Here is a 15,681-nt window from a genome sequence, read left to right on the forward strand (position 1 = left end):
AACGCTTATCGCTCTCTCCGTCTTATCTGATGGATGAGAATTGGTGAGTCGAGAGACCGCCGTTCTCGGTTCAACCATGATTACAGAATCAATCGACTACCTCCGAAACGGTGAGGACTGGGTGAAGACGCTTCTCATCGGCGGTGTACTGAGCCTGCTGAGCCCGCTCGTCATCCCGACGTTCTTGGTGCTCGGGTACGTGCTTCGCGTCCTTCGCGGGACGATGCGGGGCGACGAGACACCTCCCGTCTTCGACGACTGGGGCGACCTCGCCGTCGACGGGCTGAAAGGGTTCGTCGTCGGCTTCGTCTACTTCCTCGTCCCGGGGATCGTCGTCGCCGTCGCCGTCTTCCTCGGCGTCGCCGGCGCGGTCGCCGGTGGCGGTTCGGAGACGGCCGGCCTGTTCGGCGGCCTCGTGGCGCTCGTCGGCGCACTCGTCGGGTTCGTCCTGATGCTCCTCGCGGCGTACGTCACGCCCGCGGCGCTAGCCAACTACGCGGAGACGAACCGTCTCGGCGCGGCGTTCTCGTACCGCGACCTGAAGCCGGTGCTGTTCAACGGGACGTACGCGACGGCGTGGCTCTACGCCTTCGTCGTCTTCGTCGTCGCCGGTGCCGTCTCCGGCCTGCTCGGTGCGACCGGCGTCGGAGCGATCCTGAGCGCGTTCATCACGTTCTACGCCCTCGTCGCGGCGTACTACATCGTCGGCACCGCCTGGGGCGAACTCCACCCCGTCGCGATGCGCGACGAGGAGACGCCCGACGAACGCGCGACGATCTGAGCGCGGTCCGATCGGAGCAGACCGAACCGAAGTCACAGTTATTCTCGACGTCGACCCTCGGAAGCGGTAGCTACCCCGCTCTCGCCGCCGCTCTCGACCCGTCGGCGCGGCCACCGGACCGAGACACCGTTATGTGCCCACCCCCCAACCTCTCGAACAGATGTTCCGGGAGGCGCTGTCGGCACCGACGCGGACGGACGACGCGGTGACGACGCTGTTCATGGGCGGGTTTCTCGTGCTGGTGGCGACAGTGGTGCCGCTGGCGTTGCTCGTCGCGGCCGCCTCGCCGCTCGTCTTCCTACTCTTGGTTCCGCTCGCCGTCTTCCCGCCGCTCGTCCTCCGCGGCTACTACGTCCGGACCGTCCGAGTCGGCCTGCGCGGCGGTGACGCGACGCCGCCGTTCGTCCGCTGGGGAGGGCTCGTCCGCGACGGCGCGAAGTCCGCGCTGCTGAGCGCGGGCTACCTCCTGCCGTTCGTCGTCCTCGTCGCTGTCTCGGTCGGCCTCGCGGCGCTGCTCGCGTCGAACGTCGTCGCGCCCGACTCGCCTCCGGGCGTCGGAGCGGCGCTCGGCGTCGTTCTCTGTGGGTTCGGAACGCTCGGATACGGCGTCACGTACCTCTACGTCCGCCCGGCTGCGCTCGCCGTCTTCGCCGCCAGCGGACGGGTCCGCGACGGGTTCGCCCTCCGACGCGTGTTCGCCGTCGCTCGAAACGGTCGTTACGCCGGTGGCTGGCTCCGCGCGGTGACGGTGCTCGCCGTCGGTCTCGTCGTCGCCGCGCCGACGACGCTCGCCCTCGTCGGCGTGTTCGTCGCCTTCTACGCTCGCGTCGTCGCACACCACCTCTACGGACGCGGAGCCGCGAGCGTCCTCGACGTCTCAGACGACGAAGCCGACCGGGGTGCCGCGGTCGTACTCGACGACCGCCCGAGCGAGGCGTCGCCGGCGGTCCAGACGGGTCGGACGGTGGGTCTCGTCGGGCGGAACGAGCGGGACCGCACGCCGCCGGTCGAGGCCAACGGCGGGGACGGCGGGTCGCATCCGGCGGAGACTGTGGCCGAGGGAGGCGACCCCTCGACCGACCCGTTCGTCTGGGGTGACGACCAGGGACGCGAACCGTGCGTTCGGGAGTGACGCGTCTCAAGTTCGTATCGACGAACCGACGATACTCAGGGGAATCCTTTTGACTGCGACGCGTAAGTAACGTGTATGATAGGTGATGCACTGTCGTTTCCGCGACGCGGTGACGACTGGCTTCCGACGATCGTCATCGGCGGCGTGTTGGGTCTCCTCAGCGTCCTCGTCATCCCGGCGTTCGTCCTCCAGGGGTACTTCGTCCGCGTCCTCCGTGCCGCAGTCGACGACGAGACCGAAGCCCCCTCGTTCACCGACTGGGGCGGACTGCTCGTCGACGGGTTGAAACTGTTCGTCGTCAACCTCGCGTACTCCGTCGTCCTGATGGTCCCGTACTTCGCGCTGTTCTTCCTGATCGGGTTCGGGAGCGACGGCGGTGCCGGAACCGGCGCGCTCGTGCTCGTACTGGGTCTCGTAGTGTTCGTACTGGCGCTCGTCGTCGGCTACTTCGTCCCCGCGGCGTCTGCCAACTTCGCTCGGACGGGCGAGATCGGCGCAGCGTTCGACTTCGGGACGATCAAATCGGCCGCCTTCACGGGCGACTACGCGACGGCGTGGGTGCTGGCGCTCGTCGTCGGGATCGTCGGTGGGGCCGTCGGCGCGGCCCTGAGCTTCCTGGTCGTCGGTATCTTCGTGCTATTCTACGTGCAGGTCGCCGTCTACTACCTGTTCGGCCGCGGGTTCGCGAAGGGACTCGGTCAGCGAGGCGGCGACGCGGCGACGACGACCACGACGGTCTGAGACGAGAAGGCAAGGGTTGTTAGCCCGCGGGTCGTCTGCTCGGCCATGCGAATCGTAAGCCGTGGTCGCGGCGAGGAGGGGCGCGAGCGGATGACGCTCGTCCCCGAGAACGTCGACGACCTCTGGCATCTCTCCTACGTGCTCGAACCGGGAGACCTCGTCTCCGGCGACACGACGCGCCGCATCCAGCGCGACGACGACCAGATGCGCGACACCGGCGGCGAGCGCGAACACCTCCACGTCACCCTCGAAGTCGAAGACGTCGAGTTCGCCCGCTTCGCCAACCGCCTGCGCGTCGGCGGCGTCATCGTCGGCTGTTCCCGCGAGGACCAGCTCGGCCACCACCACACGATCAACGTCGAAGAGCGCAACGAGTTCACCATCGAGAAACACTTCAAGAAAGACCAGAAGGACCGGTTGGAGGAGGCCGAACAGGCGTCCGAGAACCCCGACGTCGCCATCGCCACCGTCGAGGAGGGGGCGGCCTACATCCACACCGTCCAGCAGTACGGGACGAAGGAGTACGGGTCGTTCACGCGACCGACCGGAAAAGGCGAGTACGCTCGTCCGCGCTCGGAGCTGTTCGCCGAACTCGGCAGCGCGCTCTCGCATCTCGACGTCGACGCCGTCATCCTCGCGGGACCGGGGTTCACGAAGCAGGACGCCCGCGACTACATCGAGGAGAATCATCCTGAAGTCGCCGAGAAACTGACCGTCGTCGACACCTCCGGCGTCGGCGACCGCGGCGTCCACGAGGTGCTCAAGCGCGGCGCGGTCGACGAGGTGCAGACGCAGACGCGTATCTCGAAGGAGGCGGAGTTGATCGACGAACTGATGGAGAACATCGCGCAGGGTGCGAAGGCCGCCTACGGCATCGAGCAGGTCGCCGAGGCCGCGGAGTTCGGGGCCGTCGAGACGCTGCTCGTCCTCGACGAACGCCTCCGCGACGAGCGACAGGGCCGCGGCGACTGGGACGTCGACGTCAACGACGTCATCGAGTCGGTCGAACAGAAGGGCGGTGACGTCACCGTCTTCTCCGAGGAGTTCGCCCCGGGCGAGCAGTTGAAGAACCTCGGCGGCATCGCGGCGATCCTCCGCTATCGGATGCAGTGACCCGCTCTCGGGCGGAACGCACGTCGGGACAACCGTTTACTCGTTCGTCCCCTAGTGACACGACGTGCCAGAGTCGTCGAACCGCACGCTGAACGCCCGCTTCGAGCGGTGGCTCGACTACGTCTTCTTCGCGCTCCTGGAGGTGTGTGTGCTGTCGCTTCCAGCACTCGCCGTCCTGACCACCGCCCCGGACCAGGACGCCGTCTCGCTCTCCGCGTTGACGGCGATGGCCGTCGCGACGGTCGGTGTCGGCACGTTCCGCGGGAGGTACGTCGACGTCGGCGAGTGGCCCGAACCGAGCGACTTCGTGTCGATGCCGTTCCGGTCGGCGTACTACGGGCTCGCCATCGGCTTCGGGACGTGGCTCGGCGTCGTCGCGCGCACCGTCGCCGGACGGTGGTGGGTCGGCGTCGGCGTCACGCTCCTCGTCGTCGTCGTGTCGCTCGGAGCGTTCCCGCGCCTCGTCCGGCGACTCCAGTCGCTCGCTCGGTGGCAGCCGTGAGAGCGTCGCCGAGCCGAGTTCACCAGACCGGCCGGATGCGCTCCCGCCGCCCGTCGAGCACCGCGAACTCCTCGTCGCGTCGGACCTCCAGCCACCGGAGCAGTCGTTCGGCCCACTGCAGTTTCTTCGCTTTCGTCGCGTCGACCTCCGGGTCGTCGAAGTCCCAGCCGAGAAAGACCAGTTCGCCGGCACCGAACTCGTCGGCGACGAAGGCCGCCCGGTCGCCGTCGGTGAACCCGCCGTAGTCGACGACGGGCCCGACGGGGGCGGCCTGCGTCGTCGCGAGCACGTGCTCGCGGTCGAACTTCGGCATCCACTCGCGGACGGCGGGGACGTTGTCGCCGTGGGCGTGGGCGGCGACGGGGACGCCTTCGCGAGTCAACGCGACGGCCGTCTCGGGGTTCTTGTCGAGGTCGGTCACCATCAGGTCGACCGAGATGCCGGCGTCGCGGAGGACGTCCGTCGCCGTCGACGCCGCGAAGACGACGTCGGCGTCGGCGGCGACGTCCAGTTCGGCGGCGAGCGAGGGGCCGGCACCGGCGACGGCGACGGTCGAACCGGCGACGTCGGCGAAGCGGTCGGTGTCGAACGGGACGGCGAGCGCTGCGAGCACGTCGCGGGCACGCTCGTCGGCCTCGCGTCCGAAGCCGAAGTCGGCCAGGATCGCCTCGTAGACGGGTTCCCAGTCGTCGAAGTTCATGGCTGTCGCTCGGGAGTGTTACGGTGTGGGCCGGTCGGGCACCAAGTACCCCTACCCGTGTGCCGTTCCGGCGTCCATCTGCCGGGTTTCTTCCGGGGTGTCATAAGTTTTCTCTTCGAGGTGTCTGCCGTGGAGTTATCTCCCCGCGTCGGTGATCCGTTCCAGCGCGGCGTCGAGCGCCGAGGAGACGCCCCCCGCTTCCGCCGCCGTGTTCTCGAAGGCGACGGGCGTCCCGACGGCGAGCAGACTCGTCCCGTCGCGGCCCTCGACGATCACGAGCGCCGTCTCCGCCGCGGCGGCCCGGAGCGCCCCCTTCGACTCGGCGTCGAGACCGGTCAGTTCGAAGACGCGAGTGACGGCGTGACGGGCGGGGTCGGACGTGAGACCGTCGGAGGCGTCGAGAGGGGTGGAGGTTGAACTGCCGGAAGCGTCGGCGTCGGCGACCGTCCCGTCGCCGCGGACCCGGTCGACGTGGCGGCGGGCCTCCCGGACGGTCGTGACGTCCAACTCCTCGACGCCGACGTCGCCCGACTCGCGGAGTCGACGGCGAGCGAACTCCTTGCCGACGAGCGCCGCGTCGCGCGTCTCGGCGACGTCGTGGGTGCGGACGACGTGTGCGCCGCGCTCGACCGCCATCGACGTCGCGGCGAGGCTGACGGGGAGTGCCTCCTCGGTGGAGCGGCCGGCGATCTCGCGCAGGAAGTTCTTGCGATTGATCGAGACCAAGACGGGCTGACCGAAGCCCCGAAACTCCCGGAGACGGTCGAACGTCTCGCGGTCGTGTTCCAGCGTCTTGGCCTCGCTCCACCCGCCGAAGGCGGGGTCGACGATCGTCTTGTCGGTCAGTCCGTTCTGCGTCAGCGCCTCGTAGATGTCGTCGACCTCCTCGACCGCGCCGGGGCGCCAGAGGTCCGGCGGACTCGCCATCTTGGCGACGGCGGCGTCGCGGGCCGCACAGACCTCGGGCATCTCCGGGTCGGCGAAGCCACAGATGTCGTTGACCATGTCGAAGTTGGCGTCGAGAGCCGCCTCGGCGACCTCGTGATAGCGAGTCTCGATGGAGAAGACGGCGTCGCCGGAGACGCTCTCGACGGTCTCGATCGCCGTCTCGAGGCGATCGAGCTCCTCCTCGGCGGAGAGCACCTCGAAGCGCTTGTTGGCGGATTCGAGGCCGACGTCGACGATGTCGGCACCCTCGTCGATGAGTTCGCGGTCGACGTACTCGGCGGCCTCGCCGGCGTCGTCGAACACGCTCGGCTCGTACGGTGACTCCTTCGAGACGTTCAGCACGCCCATGATCCGCGGCGGGTAGTCGTCACCGATGCCGAGTCCGGCGGCGTCCACGTTGCGCATGAGAGAATCTGTGGACTGAGCGTACATATGCCACCCGAAAGCGGTCGCCGTCGAGGGCCGTCCGACGAGACGCCTCGGCGATCCGAGCCACGCCGACGTGGGTCATCCGGGCGCGGCGTCGGTCAGGTCGAGGCGAGTCACTCGGATGCGACGTCGAACCTGACGGTCAGCTCCGGCGGCGTCGACCCCTCCGAGGAGACGAAGTCCCACCCGTTCCCCCCGGCGGGGCGGAACACCCAGCCGTGGTTGGGTTCGCCTGCGACCCACGCCCGGACGCTCGCAGTGACGTCGACGGTCGTCGTCCCGGCGGCGACGCGGCCGGTGGTGACGTCGGCCTCGCCGACGGCCTGATCCCCGTCCGCCTGCACGCCGTCGCCGAGCGAGTTCCAGCTGTCGCTGTCCCGCCAGTCGACGAGCAGTCGATGGAGGGCCGCGCCGTCGCCCCTGTCGACCGTCCGGAGCGTGAGCGACGCCGACTGGACGGTCGCACCGCGTGGGACGCGTCCGTCCCCGTCGCCGACGACGCCGTCGAACCGGAGCAGCGTCTGCACCGCCCGTCCCGTCCCGTGGGGGTCGTTGGTGTCGACGACCAGCGTCGACGCCGCCCCGTTGTCGGCGGTGGGGCGGTCCTCTTGGAGGTAGGTGTCGACGGTGCCGTCGTACCCGTCGCGTCCGGTCTGGAACCTCAGGGTCCGCGTCTCGGCGCTCTCGTCGGTGTCGACGCGGTCGCCGCCGTCGGCGTCGTCGTCGGTATCGCCGTCGGCAGCGTCGCTCTCGTCGTCACGTCCGTCCTCGCCGGCCGACGACGCGCCGAACCGGTCGGCGAAGCGCAGGTCGAACCCGAACTGGCTCCGCCCGTCGGTCTGGAACTCGTCGAGCGCGGGCGAGTAGGTGCGGACTTCGATGCGGTCGCGGTCGCCGGAGCCGCCGCCGGGGACGAACCGGAGGAGGCGGAGCCACCCCTCGCCACCCTTCGGATAGTCCTGGTAACACGCCAGCAGTTCGTACACGTCGAACCCGGCGTCGTTCCGCGAGACCTGCGCCCACTCGCCGTCGTCGGTGCCGCGGGCCTCGTGGAAGTTCCCGCAGAGCACCATGAACACCTGCGGGTTGGGCGCGACGAGTTTGCGGAACAACTGCTGCCCCGAGTTACCGTCGCCGCTGTTCTCTTCGACGAACGTGGTCCGCCCCTCCCGTCCGGGCTTGTCCCACAGATACGAGTGGGTCGTGACGATGGTCGGCGTGTCGGGGTGTGCGTCGAGGACGCGCTGTGCCCAGCCGACGGGGGTGTCCGGGTCGTCCGGGTCGCCGGGTGCCTCCCACTCGAGGTCGAGGTGGAGAAACTCGTAGCCGCCGGCGTTGAACCGCTGGTAGTGGCTGAGGTCGTTCGGTGCGGAACCGCCGAACCAACTGTAGCTCCGGTACCGACGCTCGCCGAAGAACCGACGGTAGTTCGCGGTGGAGGAGCTACGGTCCTCTTCGACCGCGTAGTCGTGGTCGCCGACGGCGGCGGCGTAGGGGACCTTTCCCTCGATGGCGTTCCAGACTCTGTGCATGCGTCGCCACTCGGTTCGGTCGCTGCCGTCGTCGACCCAGTCGCCCTCGTGCGTGACGAAGGCGATGTTCTCCGTCTCGAGGTTGTCGGCGATCCAGTCGGTCTGTTCCTGCGCGTAGGAGACCAGCGACGACCGCCGCACGTACTTCTGTGTGTCCGGGACCGCCACGAGCGTCCACGCCGGAGTCGCTGCGCTCGCGACGTTCACGACGTTCGTCCCGAACCCACCGAGCGCAGCGACGCCGAGCGCGCCGGAGAGTCTCAGCGTGTCGCGCCGGGTGACGACCGCGTCGCGTCGTCGGCTGCCGGACGTTTCCTCACCGCGTTCTGTCTCGTCTACTTGCATTCCAGACCACGACGTACACTCACTCTCTGTGACAATATTTCTTGTTACTATGTTGTTATTTTTACCGACTGTCGGAGAATCCGTAGCTAACACGGAGGTGACGTGACACCGGGTGGGTTCGTCCACCCGTCGGAGAGCCTCCGTTTCGAGCGACAGCGTTAGGCAGGGGGCGACGGAAACCGGTCACATGGATTGGTCAGTCGACTGGAACCTCCGTCTCCGGATGCTGTTCGCCGTCGCCCTCCTCCTCGCACTCGCCGTCGCGTTCGTCGGCGTCGTGACGGGACTACTGGCCGTCGTGTCGAACCTGTTCGGCCTCCCGCTGCTCGTCGCGCCCGCGCTCGCTACCCTCCTCTTCGTCGGACTGGCCGCACTCGAACTCCGCCAGCGCGAGCACGTCGTCCGCGAGGCGGGCGCAGTCGACGTCGACGCGGAGACGGCCCCGCGACTGCACCGAACGGTGACCAGCGTCGCACAGCAGGCGGACGTGCCGGTGCCGACGCTGGCCGTCGCGAAGACGGAGACGCCGGAGGCGTTCACGGCGGGGTTTCGACCGAGTGCGACGACGCTCGTCGTCTCGACCGGGCTCCTGAGCGCACTCGACGACGAGGAGTTGCGAGCGGTGGTCGCCCACGAACTCGCGCACGTGAAGAACCGCGACGTGGCCGTGATGACGGCGGTGTCGCTGCCGACGGCGGTCGCAGAGCGGCTGTACGACCTCGGAACGTCGCCGACGGGCGAGACGACGCTGGAGAACTGGGAGTACCGCTCGGACGGCAAGCGGGAGTCGAAGAGCCTCGTCGGGTTCGTGGCGGCGACGGTGGGGTGGCTGTTCGCACTCGTCGGCCGGGTCGTCGTCGCCGTCTTCTCCCGAACCCGTGAACTGGCCGCCGACCGTGGGGCGGTCGCCATCACGGGGGATCCGACCGCTCTCGCGAGCGCGCTCTCGAAGATCGAGAGGCGGCTCCGGGACCGTCCGGTCGACGATCTGCGAGCGACCGCGAGCGTCAGCGCCTTCTCCGTCGTCTCACCGGCGTCGGTCGACGAGGTCGGCGACGACCCGATTCGGCTCGGTGTCGACGGCGACCGCGCGGCCACGTACCACCACCGGTGGCGACGTCTGCAGGCGTTCGTCGGCCGCCACCTCCGGACGCATCCGCCCGTCTCCGAACGCCGTGCGCGACTCAAGCGACTCGCCTGTGAGCGGTGAACACGCGCTTTTCACGCTCTTTTTATTCGCCTACCCGCTAGTCACCGCGTATGGCAAAGGTCAGCGTCGGACTCCGCGGCTGGCGGTTCGAGGAGTCCGAGATCTTCGGCGACGAGGGCGAGTTCAGACCGCTCGACGAGATACCCGAGGAGCCACGGCAGCGACTCGTCCGGCTCGCACATCTCGTCGAGGAACCGTGCGACGCCTGCTATCTGGTCCACGGCGAAGCCGAGAAGCGGCGGTGCAACCAGGCGACCATCGTCTACGGCGAACCGGGCGACGAACTGCTGCTCTGTGACCGTCACGAACCCCACTTCCTCTACTGGTTCCGCGAGGAGGACGGCAGCGAGTTGGTGGGCGACGAGGAGTTCCGCGACGAGTTCCACCTCTGGTTCGCCGACGGCGGCCGCGCACCCGAGGAGTACGTCGGGATGGAGTACGTCGAGACCGACCCCGACGACCTGCCGACGCCGCCGAACGCAGAGGAGCTCCACCACCGCCTCAACGAGGACTTCGAAGGGCGACGCATCGAGATCATCCCCCGCGAGGAGCGCGAGGCGATGCGGAGACAGTCGCAGGAGATCGACGCGGACGACCTCGATCTCGACACCGACTACCCGACGAAATGAGCGACGAGACACGGGACCGAGAGCGCGAACCCGAACGCGCGACCGGGCCGCGGAGCCACAAACCCGTCGTGGTCGTCGTCGAACCCGAGACGCCCGGCAACGTCGGCACCATCGCCCGAGCGATGAAGAACTTCGGACTGTACGACCTCAAACTGGTGAACCCGCCGGAGTTCGACCCGGACGGCGAGGCGTACGGCTTCGCCGGTCACGCCCGCGAAGACGTGTTACCGAACGCCGAGACGGTGACGTTCGACGAGATCGTCGAGAACTTTCACACGGTCGGCTTCACCGGCATCACCAACGAGTCGAGCTACAGCCACGACCGCTTCCCGTTCAAGACGCCCGTCGAACTGAGAGAGGACCTGAAGACGGTCGACACGAAGACCGCGCTCGTCTTCGGCCGCGAGGGGAAGGGTCTCAACAACGACGAGCTCGCACGGCTGGACGAGGTCGCCTCCATCCCGGCCGACGGCCGCTACCCCATCTTGAACCTCGGACAGGCGGCGACCGTCACGCTGTACGAACTCCGGGAGTTGACAGTCGAGGAGACCCAACTGCCGGACGTCGAACACGCCCGCGCCGACGAGGCGGAGCTCGACCGGCTCTACGACTTCCTCGCGGAGTTCCTCGACGCCTCGCAGTTCCCGGACCACCAGCGCGACCGGGCCGAGCTGATGTTCCGACGACTGTTCGGCCGCTCACATCCGACCGACAGAGAAGTGAAGACGCTGCTCGGCCTCGTCCGTCGCGCGAACGAGCAACTGCGCGAACGGGAGGAACTGCTGGACGAACTCGGCTACGACGACCGCTGGAATCAGTAACGTCGGAGAGCGCCTACCGAGAGTCCCCGTCGCGCAGCGCGTACATCACTTCCGAGACCATCGACAGCACCACTTCGTCGTCCTGGTTCAACGTCTCGGTCCGGGTGACGACGAGACCGCGGTTCGACCGCTCGACCGCCTTCTCCAGCACCTCGACCCGCACGGAGAGCACGTCGCCGGGTCTGACCGGCTTGCGCCACTGGAGTTCGCGTACTCCCTTCGCTCCGAGCGACGCCGCCTCCGAGAGATGGTGGTCGACGACCAGTCGCATCGTCATCGACGCGGTGTGCCACCCGCTCGCGATGAGTCCGCCGTACATCGACTCGGCCTCCGCGCGCTCCTTGTCGACGTGGAACCACTGTGGTCGTACCGTTCGGCAAACTCGAGTACTTCTGCCTCCGTCACCTCGTACGCACCGAACTCCTCGACGTGACCGACGTCGAGATCCTCGTAGAAGATGGTCATTACTGGGGAGTGGGGGGCGGGGATGAAGTAGGTTTTCTGTCGCGAGCGAGGGAGTGAGATGACGAACTCGAGGCTCAGGCGCGCTTCTGGATCTCCTCGCGGAGCGTCGAACTGACGACTTCGCCGTCGGCCTTACCGCGGAGCGCACCCATCGCTTCGCCCATGAGCGCCGAGAACGCGCCCATCCCCTGCTCTTCGACCTGTTCCTCGTTGCGATCGACGACCTCCTGGACGGCGGCGCGAACCTCGGACTCGTCGACGCCCGAGAGACCTGCCTCCTCGACGGCCTCCTCCGCCGAGAGATCGGGGTTCTCCGCGAGGACGGTCAGCACGTCGGCGATCCCCTCCTTCGCGAGGTCGCCCGCGTCGACGAGCTGGAGCACGTCGAGCAGGTGGTCGTCGGTGAGGTTCTCGACGGGGACGTCGTCGCGGCGGAGCTCCGTCGTCGTCGATTCGAGGGTTCCTGCGGCGAGCGTCGCGTCGATCCCGTCGGCGACGGCGCGCTCGAACAGCGGCATCCGACGGCCGAAGGCGACCTGCTCTGCGAGACCGGCGTCGAGGCCGAACTCCTCTCGATATCTGTCGACGCGTTCGGTGAGAAGTTCGGGGACTTCGACGTCCGAGGGGTCGGGTTCGACCGGCGGCACGTCCGTCTCGGGGTACATCCGCGCCGCACCCGGCAGCGGGCGGAGGTAGCGCGTCGTCGCGTCGTCGTTTGCACCGCGCGTCTCTTCGGGGACGCCCTCGATGGCCGCCTCGGCGCGCTCCTTGACGGCGTCGATCGCCAACTCCGCCGTCTCGGAGTCGGCAGCGACGATGGCGACGGCGTCGTCGTCGCCCGCGCCGACCGCCTCCTTCAGCGCGTCGACTTCTTCGCCGGTAACGCCGTAGGCCGGTAGTTCGTCGGTGTGGAAGATGCCGCCCGCGCCGTGGCGCTTGGCGTGGTCGGAGAACTCCGTGCCGAGACGGCGGTCCGGCTGGAGTTCGCGGCCGACGAGCCCGTCGAAGCCAAAGAGTGGGACGGCGGTGACTTTCCCGCCGTCGAGTGCGCCCTCGATGACGCCGCTCTCGGTCTCGTCGAAGACGGCGGTGACGTCCTGCGTCTCGCCGACGCTGGCGTCGCGAGCCTGCAGTTCGTCGCGGACGTCGAGCAGTTCGACCTGGCGCTGGACCTCCAGACGGACGAGGTCTTCGATGTCGTCGAGCGTCTGGACGCCTTTCATCTCGACGCGCGCGCCGTCGGCGATGGAGACGTTGACGTCCTGACGGATGGTGCCGAGGCCGCGCTTGACTTTCCCGGTCGAGCGCAGAAGCATCCCGATCTGCTCGGCCGCCTCGCGGGCCTGCTCGGGCGAGGAGATGTCGGGTTTGGTGCCGATCTCGACGAGCGGGATGCCGAGGCGGTCGAGGCTGTAGCGGACGCCGTCGCCCGTCTCGGCGACGCGCCCGGCGGACTCCTCTTCGAGCAGGAGGTCCTCGACGCCGACCGGGCCGTCGCTCGTCTCGATCTGGCCCTCTTGGCCGACGAGCGCCGTCCGCTGGAAGCCGGAGGTGTTCGAGCCGTCGACGACGAGCTTGCGCATGACGTGCGCCTGATCGACGACGGACATCTCCAGCATCGTCGCGATCTGCATCGCCACGGCGAGCGCCTCGTCGTCGATGTGGTGCGGCGGTTCGTCGTCCTCCTCGACGAGACAGGTGGTGTCGAACGCGAGATACTCGAACTCGCGGTCGACGCGGCTCTCCTCGAGCGCGGCGTCGTCGATCTCCCCGAGTTCGCTCTTCGTCGGGTGGAGATAGCGGGTGAACGTCCGGGTTGCCTCCTCCGGTTCGCGTCGCGCCGTCGGGCACTGACAGTAGAGTTTGGTCGCGGTGTCGAGCTGCTGGTGGATCTCCAGCCCCGCGACGAGCCCGAGTTCCTCGTAGTCGTACTCGCTCATTGTCGCCATGTGCGCGCGGGGGGAGTAAAAATGGTTCAGTCTGGGGGCGAACCGTCGGCGTCACGACTCCCCGTCGACTGCGAGAGGAGAAGACTCACCGTCCCCGTTCGGTGAGCGTCGTGCGAGTGTTACCGTTCGTCGTCGCGGAGTCGGCGCAGTCCCTCGCCGATCCCTTCCGCGTCACAGCCGTCTTCCGGGCAGCGATAGTACCAGCCGTCCTGTGTCGCTCTCCCCTCCGGGAAGCGTGTTCCACATTTTCGGCATACGAGCAGTTCCCGACCCTTTGTCTCTCGATGAAGATTCACCCCAGGCATATGTGAAGGAACTACCTCGTATGTCTTGAAAATGTCGCTTGTTCCCACTCTCGTGACTAAAGCCGAAAGGTCGACGCCCGCTTTCGATTCCGCCGTTAGACGTGGTTTGACTAGTTAGCATACCGCACGATATTGGTCACTCGTTCTTCAAAAGAGCGTGTCAGTTCTCAAGGTCGAGTCGTTCAGACGGGCGCGACTGTCGGTGTGGACGCGACGAGGGTGGACCGAGAGTTGTCGCCCGGTTTTCCATACCGCTGCGGCAAGAAGAGTGCGCGCGACGAGACGCGCCGGGATTGGTGTGGTTTCGTCGTCGTCACACCTCCGCGGCTGCTGAGTTGCGCGCGATAAAACGCGCGCTGTCAGGTGCCGCTCAGTCGTCTACACCTCCGCGGCTGAACTGCGCGCTGTCAGGTGCCGCTCAGTCGTCTACACCTCCGCGGCTGAACTGGTACGCGCGATAAAACGCGCGTAGTGTTGTGCCGCTCAGTCGTCTTGCCCCAAAATCCCTCGGTGCGTCATCTTCTCGGGGTCGAGCACCTCGTCGGCCTCCTCCTCGGTGAGGTAGCCCTCGTCGACGGCGACTTCGCGGACCGTCTTGTTGTCTGCGAGCGCTTTCTTGGCGACCTTCGAGGCCTTGTCGTAGCCGATCGCGGGGTTGAGCGCCGTCGCCAGCGCCATGCTGCGCTCGACCTGGTCGGCGCAGTGCTCCTCGTTGGCTTCGAGTTTGGCGACGAACCGCTCGGCGAACACCTCCGAGGCGTTCGAGAGCAACTCGGCGGATTCGAGGAAGTTGTGTGCGAGCACCGGCTTGTAGAGGTTGAGGTCGATCTGTCCCTCGGCCGCACCGGCGGAGACGGCGGCGTCGTTGCCGACGACCTGCTTGTGGACCTGGTTGACCGCCTCGGCGACGACGGGGTTGATCTTGCCGGGCATGATCGAGGAGCCGGGCTGGTTCTCCGGCTGTTCGATCTCGCCGAGCCCGTTACGCGGGCCGGAGGCCAGCAGTCGGAGGTCGTTGGCGATCTTGTTGAGGCTGCCGGCGACGGTGCGGAGCGCGCCGTGGGCCTCGCTCATCGCGTCGTGGGCGGCCTGCGCCTCGAAGTGGTTGTCGGCCTCGCGGAACGCGACGCCGGTCTCCTCGGAGATGTACTCGGCTGCTTTCGCCGGGAACTCGGGGTGGGTGTTGAGTCCGGTGCCGACGGCGGTCCCGCCGAGGGCGAGTTCGCCGAGGTGGTCGCGGACGTAGTCGACGCGAGCGAGCCCCTTCTCGACCTGCGTCTTGTAGCCGCCGAACTCCTGACCGAGCGTGACTGGTGTGGCGTCCTGCAGGTGCGTCCGACCCGTCTTGACGACGTCGTCGAACTCCTCCTCTTTGGCCTCGAGTGCCTCGCGAAGCGTGTCGAGCGCGGGCAGGAGGTCCTTCTCGACCGCTTCGAGCGCGGAGACGTGCATCGCAGTCGGGATGACGTCGTTCGACGACTGACCGTAGTTGACGTGGTCGTTCGGGTGGACGACGCGGTCGCCGATCTCCGCACCCATGAGCTCGGCGGCGCGGTTGGCGATGACCTCGTTGGCGTTCATGTTGGAGGAGGTCCCCGACCCGGTCTGGAAGACGTCGACCGGGAACTGGTCGTCGTGCTCGCCGGCGATGACCTCGTCTGCGGCCTCGACGATCGCGTCGGCTTTCTCCTCGTCGACGAGTCCGAGATCGCGGTTCGCCTGCGCGGCGGCCTTCTTGACGACGCCCAGCGCACGGACGAAGCGTCGACCGAACGTGATCCCCGAGATGGGGAAGTTCTCGACGGCGCGCTGGGTCTGTGCACCCCAGTAGGCGTCCGCCGGTACCTGCATCTCTCCGAGACTGTCACGTTCGACTCTGTGGTCCTCACTCATGCGCGGCACCACGCAGCATGGTGCGTAAAAGCCATCGGTCGCGGCGTCGGCGGCGTCCGACGCACTGTGCGGACGTCGTCGCTCGAGGTATATAAACGGCCGAATCAGAACGCGTGAAAAAACATTACACGACCCGTTCATCGAGAGGAGTGGGAACCGCTGTCGGTGTGATTCGAGAGAATAGCG

General features: G+C 67.7%; 14 protein-coding genes and 1 pseudogene. 8 read left to right on the plus strand and 7 right to left on the minus strand.

The window, feature by feature from the left end:
- The first annotated feature begins 76 nt into the window (after nucleotides 1-76).
- The 5 genes from EOHIBHHM_RS14955 to EOHIBHHM_RS14975 all read left to right on the plus strand — a co-directional run bounded on the left by EOHIBHHM_RS14955 (nucleotide 77) and on the right by EOHIBHHM_RS14975 (nucleotide 4,269).
- Entirely contained in the window at nucleotides 77-781 is a 705-nt protein-coding gene (locus EOHIBHHM_RS14955) for a DUF4013 domain-containing protein (RefSeq protein WP_497251942.1), read from the plus strand.
- Nucleotides 782-941: 160 nt separating this feature from the next.
- On the plus strand, nucleotides 942-1,913 hold the full coding sequence (locus EOHIBHHM_RS14960) for a DUF4013 domain-containing protein (protein WP_497251944.1): 972 nt from the start codon (nucleotides 942-944) through the stop codon (nucleotides 1,911-1,913).
- A 75-nt stretch (nucleotides 1,914-1,988) separates the two neighbouring features.
- Nucleotides 1,989-2,654, plus strand: coding sequence for a DUF4013 domain-containing protein (locus tag EOHIBHHM_RS14965; RefSeq protein ID WP_497251946.1), 666 nt, complete (start codon nucleotides 1,989-1,991; stop codon nucleotides 2,652-2,654).
- Nucleotides 2,655-2,699: 45 nt separating this feature from the next.
- The gene (locus EOHIBHHM_RS14970) at nucleotides 2,700-3,767 is read left to right on the plus strand and encodes an mRNA surveillance protein pelota (RefSeq protein ID WP_497251948.1); all 1,068 of its coding nucleotides are present in this window, start codon (nucleotides 2,700-2,702) and stop codon (nucleotides 3,765-3,767) included.
- A 64-nt stretch (nucleotides 3,768-3,831) separates the two neighbouring features.
- Nucleotides 3,832-4,269, plus strand: coding sequence for a DUF8215 family protein (locus EOHIBHHM_RS14975; RefSeq protein WP_497251950.1), 438 nt, complete (start codon nucleotides 3,832-3,834; stop codon nucleotides 4,267-4,269).
- A 19-nt stretch (nucleotides 4,270-4,288) separates the two neighbouring features.
- Here the strand turns inward: EOHIBHHM_RS14975 and EOHIBHHM_RS14980 are convergent, their stop codons facing one another.
- The 3 genes from EOHIBHHM_RS14980 to EOHIBHHM_RS14990 all read right to left on the minus strand — a co-directional run bounded on the left by EOHIBHHM_RS14980 (nucleotide 4,289) and on the right by EOHIBHHM_RS14990 (nucleotide 8,223).
- Nucleotides 4,289-4,969 carry a 6-hydroxymethylpterin diphosphokinase MptE-like protein gene (locus tag EOHIBHHM_RS14980; RefSeq protein WP_497251952.1) on the minus strand — a complete coding sequence of 227 codons (681 nt, stop codon included), beginning with the start codon at nucleotides 4,967-4,969 and terminating at the stop codon, nucleotides 4,289-4,291.
- 135 nt (nucleotides 4,970-5,104) lie between these two features.
- Nucleotides 5,105-6,322, minus strand: coding sequence for a dihydropteroate synthase (gene folP / locus EOHIBHHM_RS14985; protein ID WP_497251954.1), 1,218 nt, complete (start codon nucleotides 6,320-6,322; stop codon nucleotides 5,105-5,107).
- Nucleotides 6,323-6,459: 137 nt separating this feature from the next.
- Nucleotides 6,460-8,223: a DNRLRE domain-containing protein gene (locus EOHIBHHM_RS14990; protein ID WP_497251956.1), complete on the minus strand. Its 1,764-nt coding sequence runs from the start codon at nucleotides 8,221-8,223 to the stop codon at nucleotides 6,460-6,462.
- Between the two features lie 187 nt (nucleotides 8,224-8,410).
- On the opposite strand from EOHIBHHM_RS14990, the gene EOHIBHHM_RS14995 reads away from it, so the two are divergent.
- The 3 genes from EOHIBHHM_RS14995 to EOHIBHHM_RS15005 are packed head-to-tail and all read left to right on the plus strand — an operon-like array spanning nucleotide 8,411 to nucleotide 10,883.
- Nucleotides 8,411-9,433, plus strand: a complete 1,023-nt coding sequence (locus tag EOHIBHHM_RS14995) for a M48 family metallopeptidase (protein WP_497251958.1) — start codon at nucleotides 8,411-8,413, stop codon at nucleotides 9,431-9,433.
- Nucleotides 9,434-9,483: 50 nt separating this feature from the next.
- Nucleotides 9,484-10,062: a DUF8114 family protein gene (locus EOHIBHHM_RS15000; RefSeq protein ID WP_497251960.1), complete on the plus strand. Its 579-nt coding sequence runs from the start codon at nucleotides 9,484-9,486 to the stop codon at nucleotides 10,060-10,062.
- Nucleotides 10,059-10,883 (plus strand): RNA methyltransferase, encoded by an 825-nt coding sequence (locus tag EOHIBHHM_RS15005; RefSeq protein ID WP_497251962.1) that lies wholly within the window; start codon nucleotides 10,059-10,061, stop codon nucleotides 10,881-10,883. Before EOHIBHHM_RS15000 ends, EOHIBHHM_RS15005 begins: the two co-directional genes overlap by 4 nt.
- A 13-nt stretch (nucleotides 10,884-10,896) precedes the next feature.
- Here the strand turns inward: EOHIBHHM_RS15005 and EOHIBHHM_RS15010 are convergent.
- The 4 genes and pseudogenes from EOHIBHHM_RS15010 to EOHIBHHM_RS15025 all read right to left on the minus strand — a co-directional run bounded on the left by EOHIBHHM_RS15010 (nucleotide 10,897) and on the right by EOHIBHHM_RS15025 (nucleotide 15,495).
- Nucleotides 10,897-11,348 (minus strand): annotated as a pseudogene (locus EOHIBHHM_RS15010) (MaoC family dehydratase).
- Between the two features lie 74 nt (nucleotides 11,349-11,422).
- Complete coding sequence (gene gatE / locus EOHIBHHM_RS15015) at nucleotides 11,423-13,288, minus strand: Glu-tRNA(Gln) amidotransferase subunit GatE (RefSeq protein WP_497251964.1); 1,866 nt, start codon at nucleotides 13,286-13,288, stop codon at nucleotides 11,423-11,425.
- 128 nt (nucleotides 13,289-13,416) lie between these two features.
- Nucleotides 13,417-13,602, minus strand: coding sequence for an HVO_2901 family zinc finger protein (locus EOHIBHHM_RS15020; protein WP_497251966.1), 186 nt, complete (start codon nucleotides 13,600-13,602; stop codon nucleotides 13,417-13,419).
- A 483-nt stretch (nucleotides 13,603-14,085) separates the two neighbouring features.
- Nucleotides 14,086-15,495: a class II fumarate hydratase gene (locus EOHIBHHM_RS15025; RefSeq protein ID WP_497251968.1), complete on the minus strand. Its 1,410-nt coding sequence runs from the start codon at nucleotides 15,493-15,495 to the stop codon at nucleotides 14,086-14,088.
- Nucleotides 15,496-15,681: the final 186 nt, after the last annotated feature.

Source organism: Halogranum roseipondis, assembly GCF_059695585.1.

What these genes read in the sequence shown, in the direction of transcription:
- EOHIBHHM_RS14955 (WP_497251942.1), top strand. Translation starts at nt 77, where the DNA reads ATGATTACAGAATCAATCGACTACCTCCGAAACGGTGAGGACTGGGTG.
- EOHIBHHM_RS14960 (WP_497251944.1), top strand. Translation starts at nt 942, where the DNA reads ATGTTCCGGGAGGCGCTGTCGGCACCGACGCGGACGGACGACGCGGTG.
- EOHIBHHM_RS14965 (WP_497251946.1), top strand. Translation starts at nt 1,989, where the DNA reads ATGATAGGTGATGCACTGTCGTTTCCGCGACGCGGTGACGACTGGCTT.
- EOHIBHHM_RS14970 (WP_497251948.1), top strand. Translation starts at nt 2,700, where the DNA reads ATGCGAATCGTAAGCCGTGGTCGCGGCGAGGAGGGGCGCGAGCGGATG.
- EOHIBHHM_RS14980 (WP_497251952.1), bottom strand. Translation starts at nt 4,969, where the DNA reads ATGAACTTCGACGACTGGGAACCCGTCTACGAGGCGATCCTGGCCGAC.
- folP (WP_497251954.1), bottom strand. Translation starts at nt 6,322, where the DNA reads ATGCGCAACGTGGACGCCGCCGGACTCGGCATCGGTGACGACTACCCG.
- EOHIBHHM_RS14990 (WP_497251956.1), bottom strand. Translation starts at nt 8,223, where the DNA reads ATGCAAGTAGACGAGACAGAACGCGGTGAGGAAACGTCCGGCAGCCGA.
- EOHIBHHM_RS14995 (WP_497251958.1), top strand. Translation starts at nt 8,411, where the DNA reads ATGGATTGGTCAGTCGACTGGAACCTCCGTCTCCGGATGCTGTTCGCC.
- EOHIBHHM_RS15000 (WP_497251960.1), top strand. Translation starts at nt 9,484, where the DNA reads ATGGCAAAGGTCAGCGTCGGACTCCGCGGCTGGCGGTTCGAGGAGTCC.
- EOHIBHHM_RS15005 (WP_497251962.1), top strand. Translation starts at nt 10,059, where the DNA reads ATGAGCGACGAGACACGGGACCGAGAGCGCGAACCCGAACGCGCGACC.
- gatE (WP_497251964.1), bottom strand. Translation starts at nt 13,288, where the DNA reads ATGAGCGAGTACGACTACGAGGAACTCGGGCTCGTCGCGGGGCTGGAG.
- EOHIBHHM_RS15020 (WP_497251966.1), bottom strand. Translation starts at nt 13,602, where the DNA reads ATGCCTGGGGTGAATCTTCATCGAGAGACAAAGGGTCGGGAACTGCTC.
- EOHIBHHM_RS15025 (WP_497251968.1), bottom strand. Translation starts at nt 15,495, where the DNA reads ATGAGTGAGGACCACAGAGTCGAACGTGACAGTCTCGGAGAGATGCAG.